A 17,279-nucleotide genomic window follows, 5' to 3' on the forward strand; every position below is an offset into this window, starting at 1 on the left:
CGAAGTCAATCAGTGAGATGGCCGCGAGGTTACTACCTAGTCACATAGCCACGCGACCCCCGGTCAGCTCGGATTTCTCCACCACACCGGGCTGCCGCTGGGCAGTGCGACGCAGTACGAGCACGAAGTTCCACGCCGCGACCTCACGCACGCCGGGCACCCGGATCACCCAGCGGGCCCACCACGGGTGGTAGCGCGGCAACGTGTCCAGCACCTCGATGTCGTCGTTACTCCGCGCCCAGCGCAGCGTGTCGGAGATCGAGACCGGGAAGAGAGTCTCCTGGAAGCGGTTCTTGGGCGGCCGTCCCATCCGTCGTTCGTACCGACGGCGGGCCCGGTCACCGCCGAGGTAGTGCCAGGGCGCGGTCTCGTGACCGCCCCAGGGCGACAGCCAGGGCGTGTACGACACGAAGATCAGCCCGCCGGGCCGGGTCACCCGCACCATCTCGTCGAGCATCCGGGACGGTTCGGCGACGTGTTCGACGACGTTGGAGGAGAACGCCACGTCCACGCTGCCGCTGCGCACCGGCAGCGCCGTGCCACTGCCCCGCAGCATCCCCGCCCCCGAGTCACCGGCTGCCGAGAAGTCGCCGACATCCGGGTCCAGCCCGACGTAGTGGGCACCGGCCGACCGGAAGGCAGTCGCGAAGTATCCCGGGCCACCACCCACGTCGAGCACGGTCCGACCGGCCAGCTCGGTGTAACCCGACACCTGACGCACCGAGTCGTCGGCCAGCAGGCCGTAGAAGTGGTCCGGGTCGGTCTGTTCCACCAGGAACGCCCGGAACAGGGCCACCGATCGGCTCAGCGATGCGAAGCGACGGCGCTGCGCCCGTCGCGTCCGGTCGTCCGCTGCCCTCACCGCGCCACCGTCCCGTCCTCGTCCTCGCCCCTGTCCGCAGCCACGTCCGGCGGCTCACCGGGCGTGTCCGGCGTCACATCATGCGGGATGATCGGTTCGGGGCGTACACCGGGGACCGGCAGGACCGCGGCGACCACCGCACCGATCGCGACCAGCATCGCTGCCTGCACCCAAGCCCCGTACGCCCACGCCTGTCCGTGCCCCTGCAACCGACCGGCCACAGCGATCGCGGTCGCCACGGTCAGGCTGCCCAGCACCACCACCGGCAGGGCGCGCACCGCCAGCTGCCGCAGCAGCATCGCGGCCAACACGATGGCCACCGGAAGCACCCCGCCCAACGCGGCGAGCAGCACCACCAGCAGCACGCCGACCAGCCAGGCGGGAGCCTCGGCCGCGATGGCGTCGTCGTCCCCGCCGATGGTCGTCCGGCGACGTACCGGCCAGATGGCCAGGACCAGGACGCCGACCGCCAGCACCGCCCCGGCGGCCAGACCGCCCCGATACGTACGGTCGGGGGCGAAGACCAGTTGGACCTCACCACCGGGGCCCGGCGGCAGCACCCACGCCTGTTGCCACCCGTCCACCCGGGAACTGAGCAGCGGTTGCCCGTCGAGGGTGGCGGTCCAGCCGGGGTTGGCGTTCTCCGGCACCACCAGCAGCGCCTGCTCACCGGCGGCAACCCGCACGGTCCGGCCGGTGGCCGCCCAGTCGAGCACGGTTACCTCCCGATGGCGGGGGGCGGCGCTCGCGTCGTCGTCCGGCCGCAGGGTCGCCTGGTGTACGACGAAGCCCTCCGACGGCGACGTGGCCAGCCGGTGCCCGCCTGCCGGCAGATCCAGCACCGCGCCGGGTTCGCCGCAGACGCGGACCGGCACCGGCCGTCCGGCCAGCACGTCCGCCAGGCTGGCGGAGACCGACGTGTCGTAACGGAGACCGGCCAACTCGACAGTCGGGCCGTCACCGCAGCGCTCCACCACCTTGGTGTCGGTGCCGATCGGGTTCAGCAGACTCGCCAGTGCCGGGATCTCCACCTCCGCGATGCCCGCCGTGGCGGGCCAGCCGTTGCCCCGCAGGTCGGCCAGCCGGTGCTCGGTCTCCCGCACCATGATCTCCAGCCGGTCGGTACGCACCGCCGGGAAGCGGACGGTCCCGTCGGCTTCGACCGACGCCTGCACCTCGCGTCCCGGTGTGTGGATCTCCACCTGCTGCGGCAGCGAGCCGATCGGCGACGAACCGCCCCGCAGCCGCAACCGGTCGATGCGACGCTCGCCGGACCAGCTCAGCTTGAGGGTGGGGCGCAGGTCTCCGGTGCCGGCCAACCAGGCCGTGTTCGGGTCACCGTCGACAGCCGCGTACGCGCCGACCGCCGGGTCACCGCTCAGATTGGACGACGCGGTGGCGGTCACCTTCGTGCCGGAGAGCGTCAGCGCCCCACCCGGACGGGGCACCACCGACAGTTCCATCCGATAGGTGCCGGCCGCCGGGTTGCGGAACAACCGATCCAGACCCAGCGGTTCCTCACCGGCCCGGGCCAGGAAGCGATCGCAGCGGATCACCGTGCCGGCCGCCCCACCGGAGCCGCCGTCGGAAACCTGGGCGGGATAGCACGCCGGCCGGTCCGTCGGCCCGCGACTGAACACCCAACTGACCGGCGTCGACAGCTCGTCCGGCAGGTCCGTCGGGGCGCGTAGCGCGCGACGCGGTTCGCTGCCCGGGATGGACAGTTCCCGGATGCCGACGCCACCGTCGAGGTGACCATCGGCCACCGCCAGCACCGTCACCCGGATCCGGCTGGTGGGGCCCGGCAACGTGTAGTACGAGTGACCGCCCAGGGTGGTGGCCACGTCGTGGTCCACCGAACCCCGGTCGGTGGTGAGCCGGAACCGGGTCACCGGCCAGCCCACCGCCAGGTCGGTGACGAACGCGAGCCGCACACTGTCGACCTGACGCGGGGTGTCCAGATCCACCTGGAGCCACTGCCCGACCGGTCCGGCCAGCGGCGCGGAGTGCCAAGCCGTGTCGTACTCCCCGTCGACGGCGGCGAACGGCAGGTGGGACGGGTTGGCCGGGCCGAGGCTGTCGACGAAACTCGCCGCCGACGACGCCGTCACCTCACGGATGCCCTGGTAGGTCGCGGTGGTCTGGTGCCGCTCGTCGGAGAAGGGCAACACGTCGAGGGCGACCCGCCCCTGTCGCCCCGCCTCGTTCGCGGTCAACGTCTGGGAGAGGTTGTCCCGGACCCGGCCGATGTCGCGCTCCCGGCGACGCAGACCGTCCGTGACGATCCACCGGTCGCCGACGGCGTCGTCGACGGATTCGTCCCGGTCGCCGGCCAGCACCACCGGACGGTCCCGTTCCACCACCCCCTGTTCGAGCAGGGGAAGCAGCGACTCCGGACCACCGCTGACCGTCGGCACGTCGGCGGTCAGCACCGCCGACGCGGCCGGGACCGGCCGCTGCACCTCGTACACCTCGATGGCCGGTGGAGAGCCGACACCGTCGTCCACCGGACTACCGAGTGTCCGGGACAGCGCGTCGGTGGTGCCGAAGGTGGCCACCAGGGCGATGCCGGGTGAGTCGGTCAACGCGCGGCGCAGCACCGTCACCGGTGGCGCGTCCACCTGGGTGCGGTCGATGTCGTTGCGCAGCAGCAGGTGTCGGAAACCGGAGCGGGCGAGCAGGTCGGCCAACCCGGCTGACCCCCGACCGGCGGCCAGCACCTCCTCGACGGTGTCCATCATCCGGGTGTTGCCCGCCGACCCCAGCGGAACCTGGTGGCGGACCGCCCACGGTGCCTCGGCCAATGCCTGCATCGGCTCGTCGACGGTGCGCCCCCAGTCGTACTGCCCGAAGCCGGAGCCGGGCACCACCAGCGTGCGGGCCAGCGCGTCCCGGTCGGCCAGCCAGGTCGCCGCCGATCGCCAGTGCGGCGGCAGATCGGACCAGCCGGGGCCGGGACGCAACTGGCCCAGCCAGGCCGGGGCGGCGGCACCCAGCACGAGCAGCAGCACCGGCGCGAAGACCAGCGGACGCAGCCGGATCCCGGGTCGGCGTCGGGTCACCGCGTTGTGCATCCGGGTGGCCACCGCGTCGGCGCCATGGGCGAAGCCGAGCATCAGCGGCAACCGCAGCACCGGGTCGAGCTTGTGCACGTTGCGGAACGGCGCCAACGGACCGTCCAGCAGATCGCGGACCAGTTCGGAGATCGGGCTGTCCACCGATCCGACGTAGCCGATGGTGAGCAGGGTCAGCCCGGTGAGGAACCCGGCCACCAGGAAACGCCGTTGGGGCAGCAGGTTGCCGGCCAGCCCGGCCAGCCCGATCAGCGCGACGATCGCGGTGAGCGTCATCAGCACCGGGTGGTCGATCAGCAGCCAGCCCGCCGGCCACCACGGCTCGCCCTGCACGATGTACGCGACCCACTGGTTGGTGCCGCGTACCGCCTGGAACAGGGAGGCCACCGCGGTGGTCGTGGTGGACGACTCGATGTAGTCGAGGAAGGGGAGGCTGTACTGGCCGAGGAGCAGCAGCGGCACGATCCACCACAGGCAGACCCCGATGACGCAGACGCACCACCAGGCGACCAGGCGCACGTGCTGCGCGTCCCAGCGGCGGGTGAGCAACCAGACGCCGGGCAGGAGCAGCGCCAGCAGCACCACCGCCGCGTTGATCCCACCCATGCCGAGCACGGCCAGCGCGGAGAGCGCGGCGGCCCGGCGCGGAGAACCGATCCGGCGTACGGTCACCAGCGGCAGCAGCACCCAGGGCAGCATCGAGGCGGCCAGCGTCTCCGAGGAGAGCGCGCCGACCTCGGTGAGGATGCGCGGGGCCAACGCGTAGCCGAGGGCCGCCGCGTACCGGGCCGGTTCGGTGCCGATCTGCAACGCCCTGGCCAGCCGCAGCAGACCGTAGAAGGCGGCGGCCAGCAGCAGCACCGTCCACAACCGCTGCGTGATCCACGGCGGCACCGACAGCCACTGCCCGACGGCGAAGAACGGCCCCATCGGGAACAGGTAGCCGTACGCCTGGTTCTGCAACTCACCCGAAGTGGCTTCCGGGTTCCACAGGTGCAGCGCCCGAGCCATGAAGTGGATCGGGTTCGCGGCCAGGTCGAGTTTGGTGTCGAAGGTGACCTGGCCGGGCCGCTGCCCGAAGGCGATCGCGGTGAGCAGCAGCAGCGAAAGCGCGGTACCCGGCGAGCGACGCAGCCGCGCCACCAGCGCGCCGGGCGACCGGCGCGGTCGCTCCGACCCGGTGTCCGGTCGCTCCGACCCGGTGTCCGGTCGCTCCGACCCGGTGTCCGGTCGCTCCGACCCGGTGTCCGGCGACCGGAGCGGTCGCTCCGGCTCGCCACTCATCGGCGGCACTCCGGCGGCAGACAGCTCAGGTCAGCCAGCGCCGAGAAGAAGATGCGGCGGATTCCGCTCGGTTGCTCGGTGACGAACACCTGCCCGCCGGTGACCTTCGTGATGGCCTTCAGCTCCTCGGGGTCGATGTCCGCACCGAGACCGATGAAGATGATCGGCAGGGGGCGGCGCGGCTCCTGCAACCGCTTGAGTTCGGCCAGGAAGTCGGCCCGCCCGATGGTGTCGGCGTCCTCGTTGCGCCCATCGGTCATCACCAGCACCAGGTTGATCCGCCCCGGGATCCAGTTGCGGCGAGCGTCGCGGTACGCGGCCAGCGTGCTGTCGTACAGCCCGGTGCCGCCCTGCGGCTTGACCCGGACCTCGGCCAACGCCTCAGTCAACTTCTTGCGTTGGCCGCCCAGCGGGCGTACCGGCAGGATCTCCCGGTAGTCCCGGTCACCGTCGACCTTGGTGGAGAAGACCCAGATGCCGAGTTCGCTGTTGTCCAGCAACAACTCGGCACCCTCCCGGGCGGCGCGCACCGTGGCGTCGAGTCGGGTGCCACCGGCCGGCACCGGCGCGGCCATCGACCCGGAGATGTCGAGCAGGGTGAGGATCCGGGCGCTGCGCTGCACGCCACTCCAGCCGGTCAACACGTCGTTGACCATCTCCTCGGCGGGCAGCGGCACCGGTTGACGTTCCTCGGGCCGTAACCGACCGTCCTCCGGCATCGCCGGGGGGAACCCGGCCGAGGTCCGGAAGCCGTGCCCGGCGAACACCTCCCGGGCCTCGCCGGTCAGCAGCCGGTCGAGGAACGCACCACCAGCGTCGCGGGTCCGGCCCTGCGCGGCGGGCAGCACCACGTACGGCAGGTCGAGCCACGGCACGTCGACTTCGGGGTACGCCGCGACCAGCTTTCCGGTCGCCGCCAGCGCGTTGTGTTCCAGCACCGCCTGTTCGCTGGCGGCCACCGCGTTCGCCCGACCGGGCAGGTCCCGGTTCGGGATCAACGAGCTGGCCTCCTCGGCCGGGCTGAAGGTCCGCTCGGCGAGACCACGCAACGTCGCCGCCACCGTGGCGGGCGAGCCCTCGCTCGCGTCGGCCAGGGCACGGGCACCGAGCAGGGCACCGACCCCGGCCGGGTCGGCCGCCGGATCGGGGAGCCCCACCTGGATCTTTTCCGCTCGCGTACCCAGCAGCGACGCCCAGGTCAGCGGCTTGTCCGGCCACCCGGAGCGACGCGCGACGCGCTCGTTGACGGCCAGCACCACCGGAGTGCTCGCCACCGACGTGCCCTCTCCGGGCACCTCGAACGCTCCGGCCGCACGGGCCCGACGCAGCCAGAACGTCGACTCGGGCAGCCACACGTCCCCGACATCGCCGTCGTCGGCGAGTTCCCGGACGACCGTCGCCGACGGTCGGGCCTGCACCTCGACGGAGACACACGGTTGACTTCCGACGTTGGCTCTGGCCACCCGGTCGAGTGCCGGCGCGATCACCGGAGCGGCCACCACGCGGAGTCGCACCTGTTCGGCGCAGGTCGGGATGCCCCGGTCGGCTCGGATGTACGCCACCGCCGCCCAACCGGCCAGCAGCAGCACCAGTGCGGCGCTGAGCAGCACCACCGGTGAGCGGCGGGACAGGACGCGCGTCGGCGCGGGACGGTCGGCAACCACCGCCGCCTCACCTCCTCGTCACGCCCGCGGACGATGTCCCACCGCAGGTCATCACACCTGCCACGACGAGCACGGCCATCAGGCACCGGGCATCGTACGGGATCGCGCTGCACACCCTGCCAAGGTTTCCGCCCGTCGGCAAACCCCCCATCCACAAGCCGTTACCGGATCGTCGCCGCCAGGACTGCCCCATTGCGCAGCCGGGCTAGACCGCCCTAGGGTGGCGCGATCGTGCTCACTTACTCACCGGTAGGAGCAGCGTGGACAACTCCGGTACCCCCTCCCGCCACGTCTTGTTCCTCAACTGGCGCGACACCACCAACCCCGAGGGCGGCGGCTCGGAGGTCTACATCGAGCGGATCGCCGCCGAGCTGGTCACCGCCGGTCACCAGGTGACTCTGTTCTGTGCCGCGCACGGCAACGCCGGGCCGTCCGGCACCACCGAGTCCGGCGTACGGGTGCTGCGTCGTGGCTCCCGGATGACCGTCTACCTGCGGGCGGCGCTGCTCTGCCTCACCGGCCGGTTCGGGTTCGGCCCGCTGAGCCGCCGTGGCCTCGGTCGGCCCGACCTGATCGTCGACGTCTGCAACGGTGTGCCGTTCTTCGCCCCGCTCTATGCCGGCCGACCGGTCATCGCGTTGGTCCACCACGTGCACCGGGAGCAGTGGCCGGTGGTGTTCGGGCCGTTGATGTGCCGACTGGGCTGGTGGATCGAGTCCTGGCTGGCCGTCCGGCTCTACCGGCGGTGCCGCTACGTCACGGTCTCCGAGGCCAGTCGCGCCGAGCTGGTGGCACTCGGAGTCGACGCCGAACGCATCGACGTGGTGCCCAACGGAACCCCACCGGTGACCGGTCCGTCGCTGCCCCGCACCCCCAACCCGTCGCTGGTGGTGCTGGGCCGACTGGTGCCACACAAACGGGTCGAGATCGCCCTGCAGACCGTCGCCGAGCTGGCCGAGGAACTGCCCGACCTGGAGCTGGTGGTGGCCGGGCAGGGCTGGTGGGAGGAGCCGCTGCGCGCACGGTGCGCCGCCCTGGGGATCACCGACCGGGTGCGGTTCTCCGGCTTCGTCAGCGAGGACGAGAAGCACGCCCTGCTCAGCTCCGCCTGGCTCGCCCTCACCCCGTCACTGAAGGAGGGCTGGGGCCTGACCATCGTGGAAGCCGCCGCGCGCAGCACCCCGACGGTGGCCTTCCGGTACGCGGGCGGAGTGGCCGAGGCGATGGTCGACATGGAGACCGGCCTGCTGGTCGACGACGAGGCGGAGTTCATCGCGGTCGTACGTGACCTGCTCGCCGACGACGTTCGGCGCAAGGCGATGGGCGAGGCGGCGCTGGCCCACGCGGCGCGCTACACCTGGACGGCCACCGGTGCCCGGTTCGCGCAACTGGTCGCGGACGCGACCAACCGCTGACCAGCTGGCGGTGCCGCCCGGCTCCGGACACGACGAAGGCGCCCGCCGGATGCGGGCGCCTTTTCGCTGGTCGAGGTCAGCGCGTGCCGTACAGCGGGGCCTCGGTCTGCTCACTCACCTTGGAGTTAGCGGCTTCCTGGGCGGACGGGCTGAGCACGTTCGCCAGACCGACGCTGCCGAGCATGCCGAGCACGACCCCGAGTACCCCGACGGCGACGAACGCGGGCAGGTTCCTCATCCACCTTCTCCTTCCGCGGGACTCGCGTGTCGGGACGCTACCACGCGGTAGCACCGTCGTGCAGTGCCTGAAGAAACGAGAACCAGCACCACCGTTCCGGCCAACAGGTGCGCCCAACCCACCGGGCCGGGACGGCTCGGCCCCGGCTCCGGACGCCATGCCGGGTTCTCGTACAACGTCAGCTCGTCACCGGCGTACACCTGCCGCAGCCCGGCCAGCGTCGCCGGTTCGGGGGTGGGACCGGCGGCGCGCTGCACCAGCACCCACCGTGGACCGGCCGCCGCCACCGGTTCGCCGGCCGCGAGCAGCGCACGCAGCCGAGCCGCCCGAGGATCCTCCCCGGCGACGGCGGTGCCGTCCACCCGCAACGTGTCGTCGATCAGGACCGGTACGCCGAGGTAGCGCGGTGCCGGGTCGATCACCACCTGACCGCCGTTCCACGCATAGCTCTGGTACTCCTGGAACGGCAGCGAGACGACCTCACCTGGCCGTTCGTCGACCAGCCGCGCCACCGTCGCCCAGTCCGCCGGCCAGGCCACCGGTCGCAGCCGTCCCGCCCCACCGGAGGCGAGATCAGGCATGACGGCCAACGGCAGCAGCGCCGCACCGGCCAGCACCACGCGCCCGGTGGCCAGGTCGAACCGGGCCGCTAGGTGTCCGGCCAGTCGCTCCACGCCGACCGCCCCGGCGACCGCCACCAGCAGCACGTACGGCACCAGCAGCTTCTGCCCGTCGCGGAGCAGCCCGGCACCGGGCACCGAGGTGACCAGCCAGCCCAGCAGACTCGCCCCGCCGGGTAGCACCCCGAGTGCGGCACCCAGCCACGAGGCGACCGCGAGCAGGCCGAGCCGACCGGCGACCGGGCTCCTCCAGCGACGCCACAGCACCGGCAGCCCGTACCCGGCGACCGCCAGCACCAGCAGCGTCGCCAGCGGAATCAGCCATCCGCTCCGGGAGGCCGGGGTGGCCTGCCCGTTCCAGATACCGCCGGTGCCGGCGAGCGCCCACAACGCCCCCGCCCAGTTCTCCGACCGGGCGGCGAAGACCGCCACCCCGGCCGGGTCGGATCGGCCGCTTCCCGCGCTGACGAACCCGGCCACCAGCCACGGGGCGTTCAACAACACTGTCGTGACGACTCCGGTCGCTGCCGCCCGCGCCGCGCCGGGATACCGCCCGACCAGCAGCACCGTGACCACGACCAGGGCGAGCAGCCCGCCGGTCGGCGTGATCGCGGACGCCGCCGCCGCCAGCAACAGCCGACGCAGGGCACCCCGCTCGGCACCGCGTACCCCGATCGCCGACCGCACCAGCCAGGGCAACGCGGCGTACGCGACCAGCAGCCCCCACTGCCCGATCAACAACCGCTCGGCCAGGTACGGCGTCCATGCGTACCCGAGCGCGGCCACCACCCGCACCCCGGTCCGCTCGGTCGGCACCAGCCGCGCCGCACCCAACGCGGCCAGGTAGAGAATCGCCACCAGCACCAACCGTTGCAGCACCCACCCGGGGAACAGCTGGTTCGCCAGCGCCACCACGGCGTCCTGCGGGACGGCCCGGGGCAGGGCCGTGGCCGGGGCGATCAGCTCCCAGCTCAACGCCGACCTCGGCACGAAGACCATGTCGTAACGCAGCACATATCCGGGAAGGGCCAGCGGCGCGAGCACCACCGCCGTCACGGCGGCGGCCACCGCGTGCGGCACCAGCCGTTCCCGCATCCGTCGACCTCACCACTGCCGGTGCGCGGCGACCGGCCGCGCTGGTGGCGGCCACTGTACGCGCCCTTCGGCGTCCCGCCCCCGCTCCCTGCCGAACCATCCGTTGACCTGATGGGAGGCGCAACCGTTGCTGTGGCAGTCTTCCCGCCATGGCATCGAACCCCTCCCACCCTTCCCTGAAGGTCAGCCAGACCACGGGGTCCCGCCCGACGCGCTCGGGCCAGGCGGATAAGGGTTCGTCGACAGATATGGACGGCCCGGACGACGCGAGCGGGCCGGGCCGCGTCGGCTGGCTGGGCCGGGACCAGATCCGTGCGGCGGCGTTGGCCATCATCGCGCTCAGCGTGCTGTGGCGTGCCCAGGTAGCCTCCCGTGGCTTCCTGGCCGCCGACGACTACGTGATGATCAGCCAGGCGGCGGAGTCCGAGCTGACCGTCGAGCATCTGCTCAGCCTCTACAACAACCACCTCATGCCCGGCGGTCGGCTGCTCATCTGGCTGATCACCGAGTACGTCGGGATGGCCTACTGGCCGTACGTCCTGCTGATGGCGACCGGCCAGGCGATCCTCGGCCTCACCTTCTTCCGGCTGCTGCGCCGACTGCTACGACCGTCCTGGCTGCTGCTCCTGCCCCTCGGCGCGTTGATGTTCAGCCCGCTGACCCTGGAGGCCACCTCCTGGTGGGCCGTCGGGGTCAACATGCTGCCGATGCAGATCGCCATGGTGCTCGCGGTGGGCGCACAGGTCGGCTACGTGCAGACCCGGCGCAAACGGCACCTGGTGACCCTCGCCCTCTCGGTCCTGCTCGGTCTGGCCTTCTTCGAGAAGGCGATCCTGGTCGTGCCGCTGGTCTTCCTACTCACCGCCGCCCTCTACGCCAACGGCGGTTTCTTCCGCACCATCTGGACGACGATCCGCCGCTGGTGGCCGTCCTGGTTGCTGCTGACCGCGCTGTCCCTCGGCTTCCTCGCCGCCTATCTGACCAGGTCGGAGTCGTCCCTGCGCCGGCCGGCGTCGGCCGGTGAGGTGTTCACGTTCATCACCCAGATGCTCGGGTCCACCGTGGTGCCGGGCCTGCTGGGCGGGCCATGGCAGTGGCTGGGAGCAGGGGACGGCGCCCCGGTCGCGGCACCGCCGGAACTCGGCACCTGGATCGCCTGGACGATCTTCGTGGCGCTGGTCTGGGCGACCGTACGCCGTAGCCGCCGCGCCGGACGGGCCTGGCTGCTCCTCGGGGCGTACCTGGTGCTGGTGGCGGCGATGCTGGCCGCGACCCGACTCGGGTCGACCTTCAGCGGGGTCGCCGGAGGGGTTCCCCGTTACGTCAGCGACGTCGTCGTGGTGGCCGCCATCTGCCTCGGCGTCGCCGTGGTCGGGTTGGCCCGGCCACCCCGGGTCCGCGACGACGCCGCAGCACCCGCCGAAGCGGCCACCCCACCAGCGAAAACGGAGCTCGCCGAGCCGGTCCGGACCGGGCAGCCGACGGTGGCGGCCAGACTCGGCGTCATCCACGCCGAAGCTCCCGTCGACCCCGCGCCGGTACCAGCGCCGCAGGGCAGCAACCCGCCACCGGCCGGCGACCCGGACAGCGACACCACCGACGGCGACGCCCCGGAGGCCGGTGACCCGTCTCCCGCCACGCCACACCGCCGCGCCGCCGACGACCAACCGGCCGACGCGGCACCACCCCCACCGGAGACGACCCCGTCCGAATCGCCCATGCCGCCCTTTCCCGGGGTGGCCGAGCGCTACCGGGAGGCGGTGCACGTGGCACTCGCCCTGGTGCTCGTCGCCGTCTGCCTCGGCACGGTGTGGACCACGTCCCGATACAGCGACGAGTGGGCGGTCAAGTCGAGCCGGTCGTACATCGACACCGTTCGGATCGAGATGGCCAGCGCGCCGCCCGACACGGTGTTTTTCGACGGCCCCGTCCCGAACGAGGTCGTACCGGACCTGTCCCGGCCCTACAACCTCCAATCCCGGTTCTTCCGCGCCCTCGGCACCCGCCCCACCTACGTCGACGAGGCCGATCACCTCTCGGTGTTGGACTCCCTCGGCCGGATCCAGGTGGCCACGGTCATCGGCAGCACCATCCAGCCGGGCCCCCAGGAGGGCTGCGGCTACCTGATCGCCAGCGGGCAGACGGTACGGATGCCACTTAACGAACCCCGCGACGACTGGCACTGGGTGGTGCGCATCGGCTACCTCAGCTCGGCGGACGGCACGGCGACCCTGCGGTTCGGCACCGGCACCGCCACCTTCCCGGTCAAGAAGGGCCTCAACCAGCGCTTCTTCCGCATCGTCGGCGGCGGCGACGCGGTCGAGCTCACCGTGACCGGTAGCGACGTGTCGCTGTGCACCAACGAGATCGCGATCGGCAACCCGGCCCCTCGGCCCGAGTAGCCGCAACCCGTTCGGCGGCGGGGCCGGACCGCCCCGCCGTCACTCGGATCGTCCCGCCGTCACTCGGGGCGGAACAGCACCGAGTTGACGTACCGGGGCCGGGGCCACACCACCCGGCGGGCGAAGCCCTGACCCACCCGGGCGATCGCCGCACGCTGATGCCCGCCGAGGTCGAAGTCGGCCAGCGGCACCCACGTACGAGACGGCAGCACGTAACCGCGATAGCCCCAGCTGGTGAGCAGGTCCAGCAGCGGCTCCACCGGCTGGATCCGCTCCTCCACCTCGATCAGCAACACCGGACGGTCCCGCCGGACGGTCTGCTCCGCGCCACGCAGCGCCGGCAACTCGTGACCCTCGATGTCGAGCTTGATGAAGCGCACGTCGGTCAGGTCGAGCGAGTCCAGCGTGATCCGTCGGACGGAGACCGCCGGGCCCTGCGCCGCATCCTCCAGAGACGAGGTACCGACGATCGCCCCGCCCTCCGGCAGGTAGAGCGTGGCCGTGCCCTCGTGGTCGGAGACGGCCGCCTCGATCACCTCGACGTCCGGGAAGGCCACCCGGAGTTGCCCGGCCAGCGCCGTGGTCGGCTCCACCGCGACCACCCGGTCGGCCCGCCGGAGCAGTCGGGCCGTCCACGGCCCGTACCAGGCCCCCACGTCCACCGCGGTGCCACCGACCGGAACGAAATCGGCGAGCCGCGCCAGTTCCGGCTCCACCCGGGGGTACGCCCGGCGGATCGCTCCGGCCAACAGTCGCGCGGGGAGCACAGCCGCCAGTCCGGAGGTCGCTGCGGGGGCCAGCTTCGTCGACGCCATGGGGCAGCACACTAGACGTTTCCCGGCCCGCTGGGCAGGGGGTGCCGGTCCAGGGCTGTCCAGACGGTCGACCTGCCGGTACCGTCGTCCGGTCGGGTCGCCGTCCCGACCGGATCGCGGCCCGGCATGACCGGGTCGTCCGCGCGGACGACCGACACGACGCGGAGTGGCATGGCCCAGACCACGAGCAGGGACGCCGCCCGGACGCGCCTCGGCGTGGCCGGTGCCGCAGTCACCGTCGCCACGGTGGTCACCAACGCGCTGGCGTACGTCGTCCCAATGCTCGGTGCGCGCCGACTCAGCGCCGCCGACCTGGGCGCACTGGCGACGGTGCTCGCGCTCGCCGCGATCGCGGCGGTTCCCGGCTTCGGTCTACAGATCGCGGTGGCCGCCCATCGGGCGCGCGAAGGTGCTGGTGACACCGGCCGCCTCGGGTTACGCACTGCGGCCCTGACGGCCGGGGTCACCCTCGCGGCGGCACCGGTCCTGACGGTCGCCCTGCGCCTGCCGCTGACACTCACGCTGCTGCTCGCGGCCACCACGTTCGCCACCGTGCTCAGCGGCCGGTGGCTCGGCGAACTTCAGGGGGATCAGCGTTTCCTGCGACTCGCCATGGCGATGGTCGTGGTGGCCGTCGGTCGTTACGGCGGACTGGTCGTCGGGTTGTCGCTCGGCCGGGGCCCGGAAACCGGCCTGCTCCTGACCACTCTGACCGGCCTGCTCGCGCTGCCGCTGCTGGCCCGTCTCGCCGACCCACCCGGACACCCACGACCGGTTGGCCAGGCCGCGCCCCGCGCCGCCGACCGGGCCGAGACGCCCGCCGCCGGGTCGCCGCTCGGGGCCAGGCAGGTGATGACGGCGTGCGGGGCGACGTTGGCGATGCTCACCATCTCGTACGCGGACCTGATCCTCGCCCGCCAACTCCTACCGGCCGCCGCCTCCGGGGCGTACGCCGTCGGCGCGGTCCTCACCAAGGGCGCGCTCTGGGCCCCGCAGGTCGTCACGCTGCTGGTGTTGCCCCGCCTGGCCCAGGGCGATCGACGCGCCCGGCTGGTGGCGCTGGCGCTGATCCTGGCCTGCGGAACGGTCCTCGTCGTCAGCTCGGCGGTCGGCGGTGAGCTGGCCTTCCGGCTCGTTGGCGGCGCCGACTACCTGCACCTGGCCGGAACAGCGCCGATGTTCGCCGCTGTCGGAGCCCTCTACGCGGTGGTGTTCATGCTGGTGAACGACCGGGTGGCGACCGCCGCCCGGTGGCCGGCCGCGCCGCTGTGGCTGGCCACGGCCGGCCTGGCGGCGGGTGCCATGATGATCGCGCCACGTACGGTGACCGGAGTGCTGACCTGCTCAGTGCTCGCCGCCGCCCTGGCTGCGGTGGTGATGGGCTGGCTGGTGTTCGGGCGCGGAGCTGACCCACGGAACAAACCGCCGTCACCCTGAGTCAGATTTTCCGGGCACAGCCCGCGATGAACGGGCAGAACTGGCAATCCGGCCCGACTCGGCCTCCCCGGTGCTGGCCTGGTTGGCTACCGTAGTTCTCCCGGAGAGGGCACCCCCGGCTCCGCATGCGGTATGTCGCTAAGAGGTAACTGTGACGCTGTACGGCGAAGAACGTCCACCCCCGGCCGACGACCGGCCCACGGTGCAGGTGACTGCGGTCAGCTGGCCGATCGAGGAGCCGGTACGACCAGCACCTACCCCGCCGGACGGCGCCCGAACCCGGTCCCGCCGGTTCCGGCTGCTGATCGCCTCCGGCGTGGCCACCGCCGTGCTCGGCTCGGTGGGTGCGGTGGCCGTCTGGGCGTACGCGGGCGACGTGCCCCGTGGCACCAGCGTGCTGGGCACCGAACTCGGTGGACGCAGCCGGACGGACGCGGCGCGGGAACTGCGGGAGCAGCTGGACCGTCGGGCAGCCGAACTCGAAGCCCCCATCCAGGTACGCGTCGGCGAACGGACCGCTGAGATCGTCCCCGCCGAGGTAGGGCTCACCGTCGACGTCGACGCCACCGTGGCAGCCGCAGCGGCGACCAGTGCCCACGCCGTGGACCGCCTGGTCGGCTCGCGGGAGATCGAGCCGGTGGTCTCGGTCGACGTGCCGAAGCTCGAAACCGCCCTGAAGAAGCTCGTCGGCGACCAGGGCCGGAAGATGACGATGCCGGCCATCACCTTCTCCGGCACCAAGCCGAAGGTGCGCTACCCGAAGCCGAGCCTCACCATCGACCCGGAGCATTCCGCCGAGGCCGTCAAGCAGGGCTGGTTGAGCGGGCAGCCGGTCACCGTCCCGCTGGTGGAGAACCACCCGGCCACCACCGCCGAGGAAGTGGACCGGCTCGTCGCCGCGCTGGCGGAGCCGGCCGTGGCGGCACCGGTCAAGCTGACCACCGAACGCGGGTCGGTCACCATCCCACCGCAGGCCATCGCGAAGAGTCTCCGTTTCAAGGCCGACAAGGCCGGCAAGCTCACGCCCAGCGTGGACGTCAAGAAGCTGCGTTCCGCGCTCGGCAGCACCCTCGACAAGGTCGAGGTGGCTCCGAAGGATGCCACGATGACCATCTCCGGCGGGAAGCCGAAGGTGGTGGACGGACGGGCCGGCAAGCAGGTCGACACCAGCAGCCTCGGCACCGATTTGCTCGCGGTCCTGCCTCTCGGCGACGATCGGACGATCTCCGCCGCGCTCAGGCCGGTCCAGCCGAAGCTCACCGCAGAGAAGCTCCAAAGCCTAGGGATCAAGGAGAAGGTCTCCTCCTTCACCACCAACTTCACCGGTGGGCTCTCCTCGCCGCGCAGCCAGAACATCGTGACGATCGCCAACGACGTGAAGGGGACCGTGGTCCTGCCCGGCGAGACGTTCTCGCTCAACGGTCACACCGGTGAACGCGGCTACGCCCAGGGCTACCGCGACGCGCCGGTCATCCTCAACGGAAAACTGGTGCCGGGGGTCGGCGGTGGCACCTCACAGTTCACGACGACTCTCTTCAACGCCACGTACTACGCGGGCCTGGAGGATGTCGAGCACAAGCCACACTCGTACTACTTCAGCCGCTACCCGGCGGTCATCGAGTCGACCATCTTCTGGCCGGACCTCGACTTCAAGTTCCGCAACAACACCGAATACGGCCTCCTGATCGACACCTCCTACACCGGCAATTCGGTGACGGTGTCGATCTGGAGCACAAAGATCTGGGACAGCGTGAAGACCGAGTATGGCCCTCGGCGGAACATCACCTCGCCGAAGACCGTCTACCTCGAACCTGGACCGAGCTGCATTCCCGCGAACGGCAGTCAGGGCTTCACCCAGGACGCGTTCCGGGTCATCAAGAAGGACGGCAAGGTCGTCAAGCGGGAGAAGTTCACCTGGACCTACAGCGCGGAACCCCGCTTCATCTGCGCGAAGAAGCCCGACTGACGTCCGCCGGGCAACAGCTTCCACGGCCCCGCCGGCTCCGCGCCGGTGGGGCCTTCTCTTTGCGTACGCCCCGACCCCGCCGCCACTGCCGTACCAGCGATGCCCTCTGCCCTCTGCCCTCCCAAGACAGCGAGCCTGGGCTTCGGCTTCGAGACATCGAGGTCGGTTGGCTTGTCGACCCCGGGGAGAAGGGTCGCCCTGGCTTTGCAGTCGGCCGCTGCCTTCGGCGGTTGGGCCACTGTTGGGCCGGTCCCAACCTCATGGCGGGGACACGGGTGTCTGGAAATGCGTTGAGGGCCACCCCATGTGGGGTGGCCCTCAACGGAAGAATGTCCGGCGGTGTCCTACTCTCCCACACCCTCCCGGGTGCAGTACCATCGGCGCTGGAGGGCTTAGCTTCCGGGTTC

Annotated in this window: 10 protein-coding genes and 1 rRNA gene; 4 read left to right on the forward strand and 7 right to left on the reverse strand. The window is 71.7% G+C overall.

What is annotated here, in order from left to right:
* Positions 1-40: 40 nt before the first annotated feature.
* The 3 genes from ACLQ2S_RS26010 to ACLQ2S_RS26020 are packed head-to-tail and all read right to left on the reverse strand — an operon-like array spanning position 41 to position 6,884.
* Positions 41-862, reverse strand: a complete 822-nt coding sequence (locus ACLQ2S_RS26010) for a class I SAM-dependent methyltransferase (protein ID WP_425703527.1) — start codon at positions 860-862, stop codon at positions 41-43.
* Complete coding sequence (locus ACLQ2S_RS26015) at positions 859-5,220, reverse strand: alpha-(1->3)-arabinofuranosyltransferase domain-containing protein (protein WP_425703529.1); 4,362 nt, start codon at positions 5,218-5,220, stop codon at positions 859-861. The genes ACLQ2S_RS26010 and ACLQ2S_RS26015 overlap by 4 nt, the downstream gene beginning before the upstream one ends.
* On the reverse strand, positions 5,217-6,884 hold the full coding sequence (locus ACLQ2S_RS26020; protein ID WP_425703531.1) for a substrate-binding and VWA domain-containing protein: 1,668 nt from the start codon (positions 6,882-6,884) through the stop codon (positions 5,217-5,219). Before ACLQ2S_RS26020 ends, ACLQ2S_RS26015 begins: the two co-directional genes overlap by 4 nt.
* 260 nt (positions 6,885-7,144) lie before the next feature.
* Between ACLQ2S_RS26020 and ACLQ2S_RS26025 the strand changes: the two genes are divergently transcribed.
* Entirely contained in the window at positions 7,145-8,299 is a 1,155-nt protein-coding gene (locus ACLQ2S_RS26025) for a glycosyltransferase family 4 protein (protein WP_425703533.1), read from the forward strand.
* A 76-nt stretch (positions 8,300-8,375) separates the two neighbouring features.
* Here ACLQ2S_RS26025 and ACLQ2S_RS26030 read toward each other — a convergent pair whose 3' ends face one another.
* Together ACLQ2S_RS26030 and ACLQ2S_RS26035 are read right to left on the reverse strand one after the other, a co-directional pair.
* Entirely contained in the window at positions 8,376-8,537 is a 162-nt protein-coding gene (locus ACLQ2S_RS26030) for a hypothetical protein (RefSeq protein WP_155222074.1), read from the reverse strand.
* Positions 8,534-10,252, reverse strand: coding sequence for a hypothetical protein (locus ACLQ2S_RS26035; protein ID WP_425703535.1), 1,719 nt, complete (start codon positions 10,250-10,252; stop codon positions 8,534-8,536). Before ACLQ2S_RS26035 ends, ACLQ2S_RS26030 begins: the two co-directional genes overlap by 4 nt.
* Positions 10,253-10,500: 248 nt before the next feature.
* Between ACLQ2S_RS26035 and ACLQ2S_RS26040 the strand changes: the two genes are divergently transcribed.
* On the forward strand, positions 10,501-12,654 hold the full coding sequence (locus ACLQ2S_RS26040; RefSeq protein ID WP_425703537.1) for a hypothetical protein: 2,154 nt from the start codon (positions 10,501-10,503) through the stop codon (positions 12,652-12,654).
* 59 nt (positions 12,655-12,713) lie between these two features.
* On the opposite strand, the gene ACLQ2S_RS26045 is transcribed toward ACLQ2S_RS26040, so the two are convergent.
* Positions 12,714-13,469, reverse strand: a complete 756-nt coding sequence (locus ACLQ2S_RS26045) for an FkbM family methyltransferase (protein WP_425703539.1) — start codon at positions 13,467-13,469, stop codon at positions 12,714-12,716.
* Positions 13,470-13,640: 171 nt separating this feature from the next.
* Between ACLQ2S_RS26045 and ACLQ2S_RS26050 the strand changes: the two genes are divergently transcribed.
* Both ACLQ2S_RS26050 and ACLQ2S_RS26055 read left to right on the forward strand, forming a co-directional pair.
* Positions 13,641-14,906, forward strand: coding sequence for a polysaccharide biosynthesis protein (locus ACLQ2S_RS26050; protein ID WP_425703541.1), 1,266 nt, complete (start codon positions 13,641-13,643; stop codon positions 14,904-14,906).
* Between the two features lie 151 nt (positions 14,907-15,057).
* A complete protein-coding gene (locus ACLQ2S_RS26055; protein ID WP_425703543.1) occupies positions 15,058-16,872 on the forward strand; it encodes a VanW family protein in 1,815 nt (604 codons plus the stop codon).
* Between the two features lie 331 nt (positions 16,873-17,203).
* Here ACLQ2S_RS26055 and rrf read toward each other — a convergent pair.
* Positions 17,204-17,279 (reverse strand): 5S ribosomal RNA (rrf, locus tag ACLQ2S_RS26060); the annotation flags it as partial.

The organism is Micromonospora sp. DT48 (assembly GCF_049844495.1).
GTDB lineage: Bacteria > Actinomycetota > Actinomycetes > Mycobacteriales > Micromonosporaceae > Micromonospora.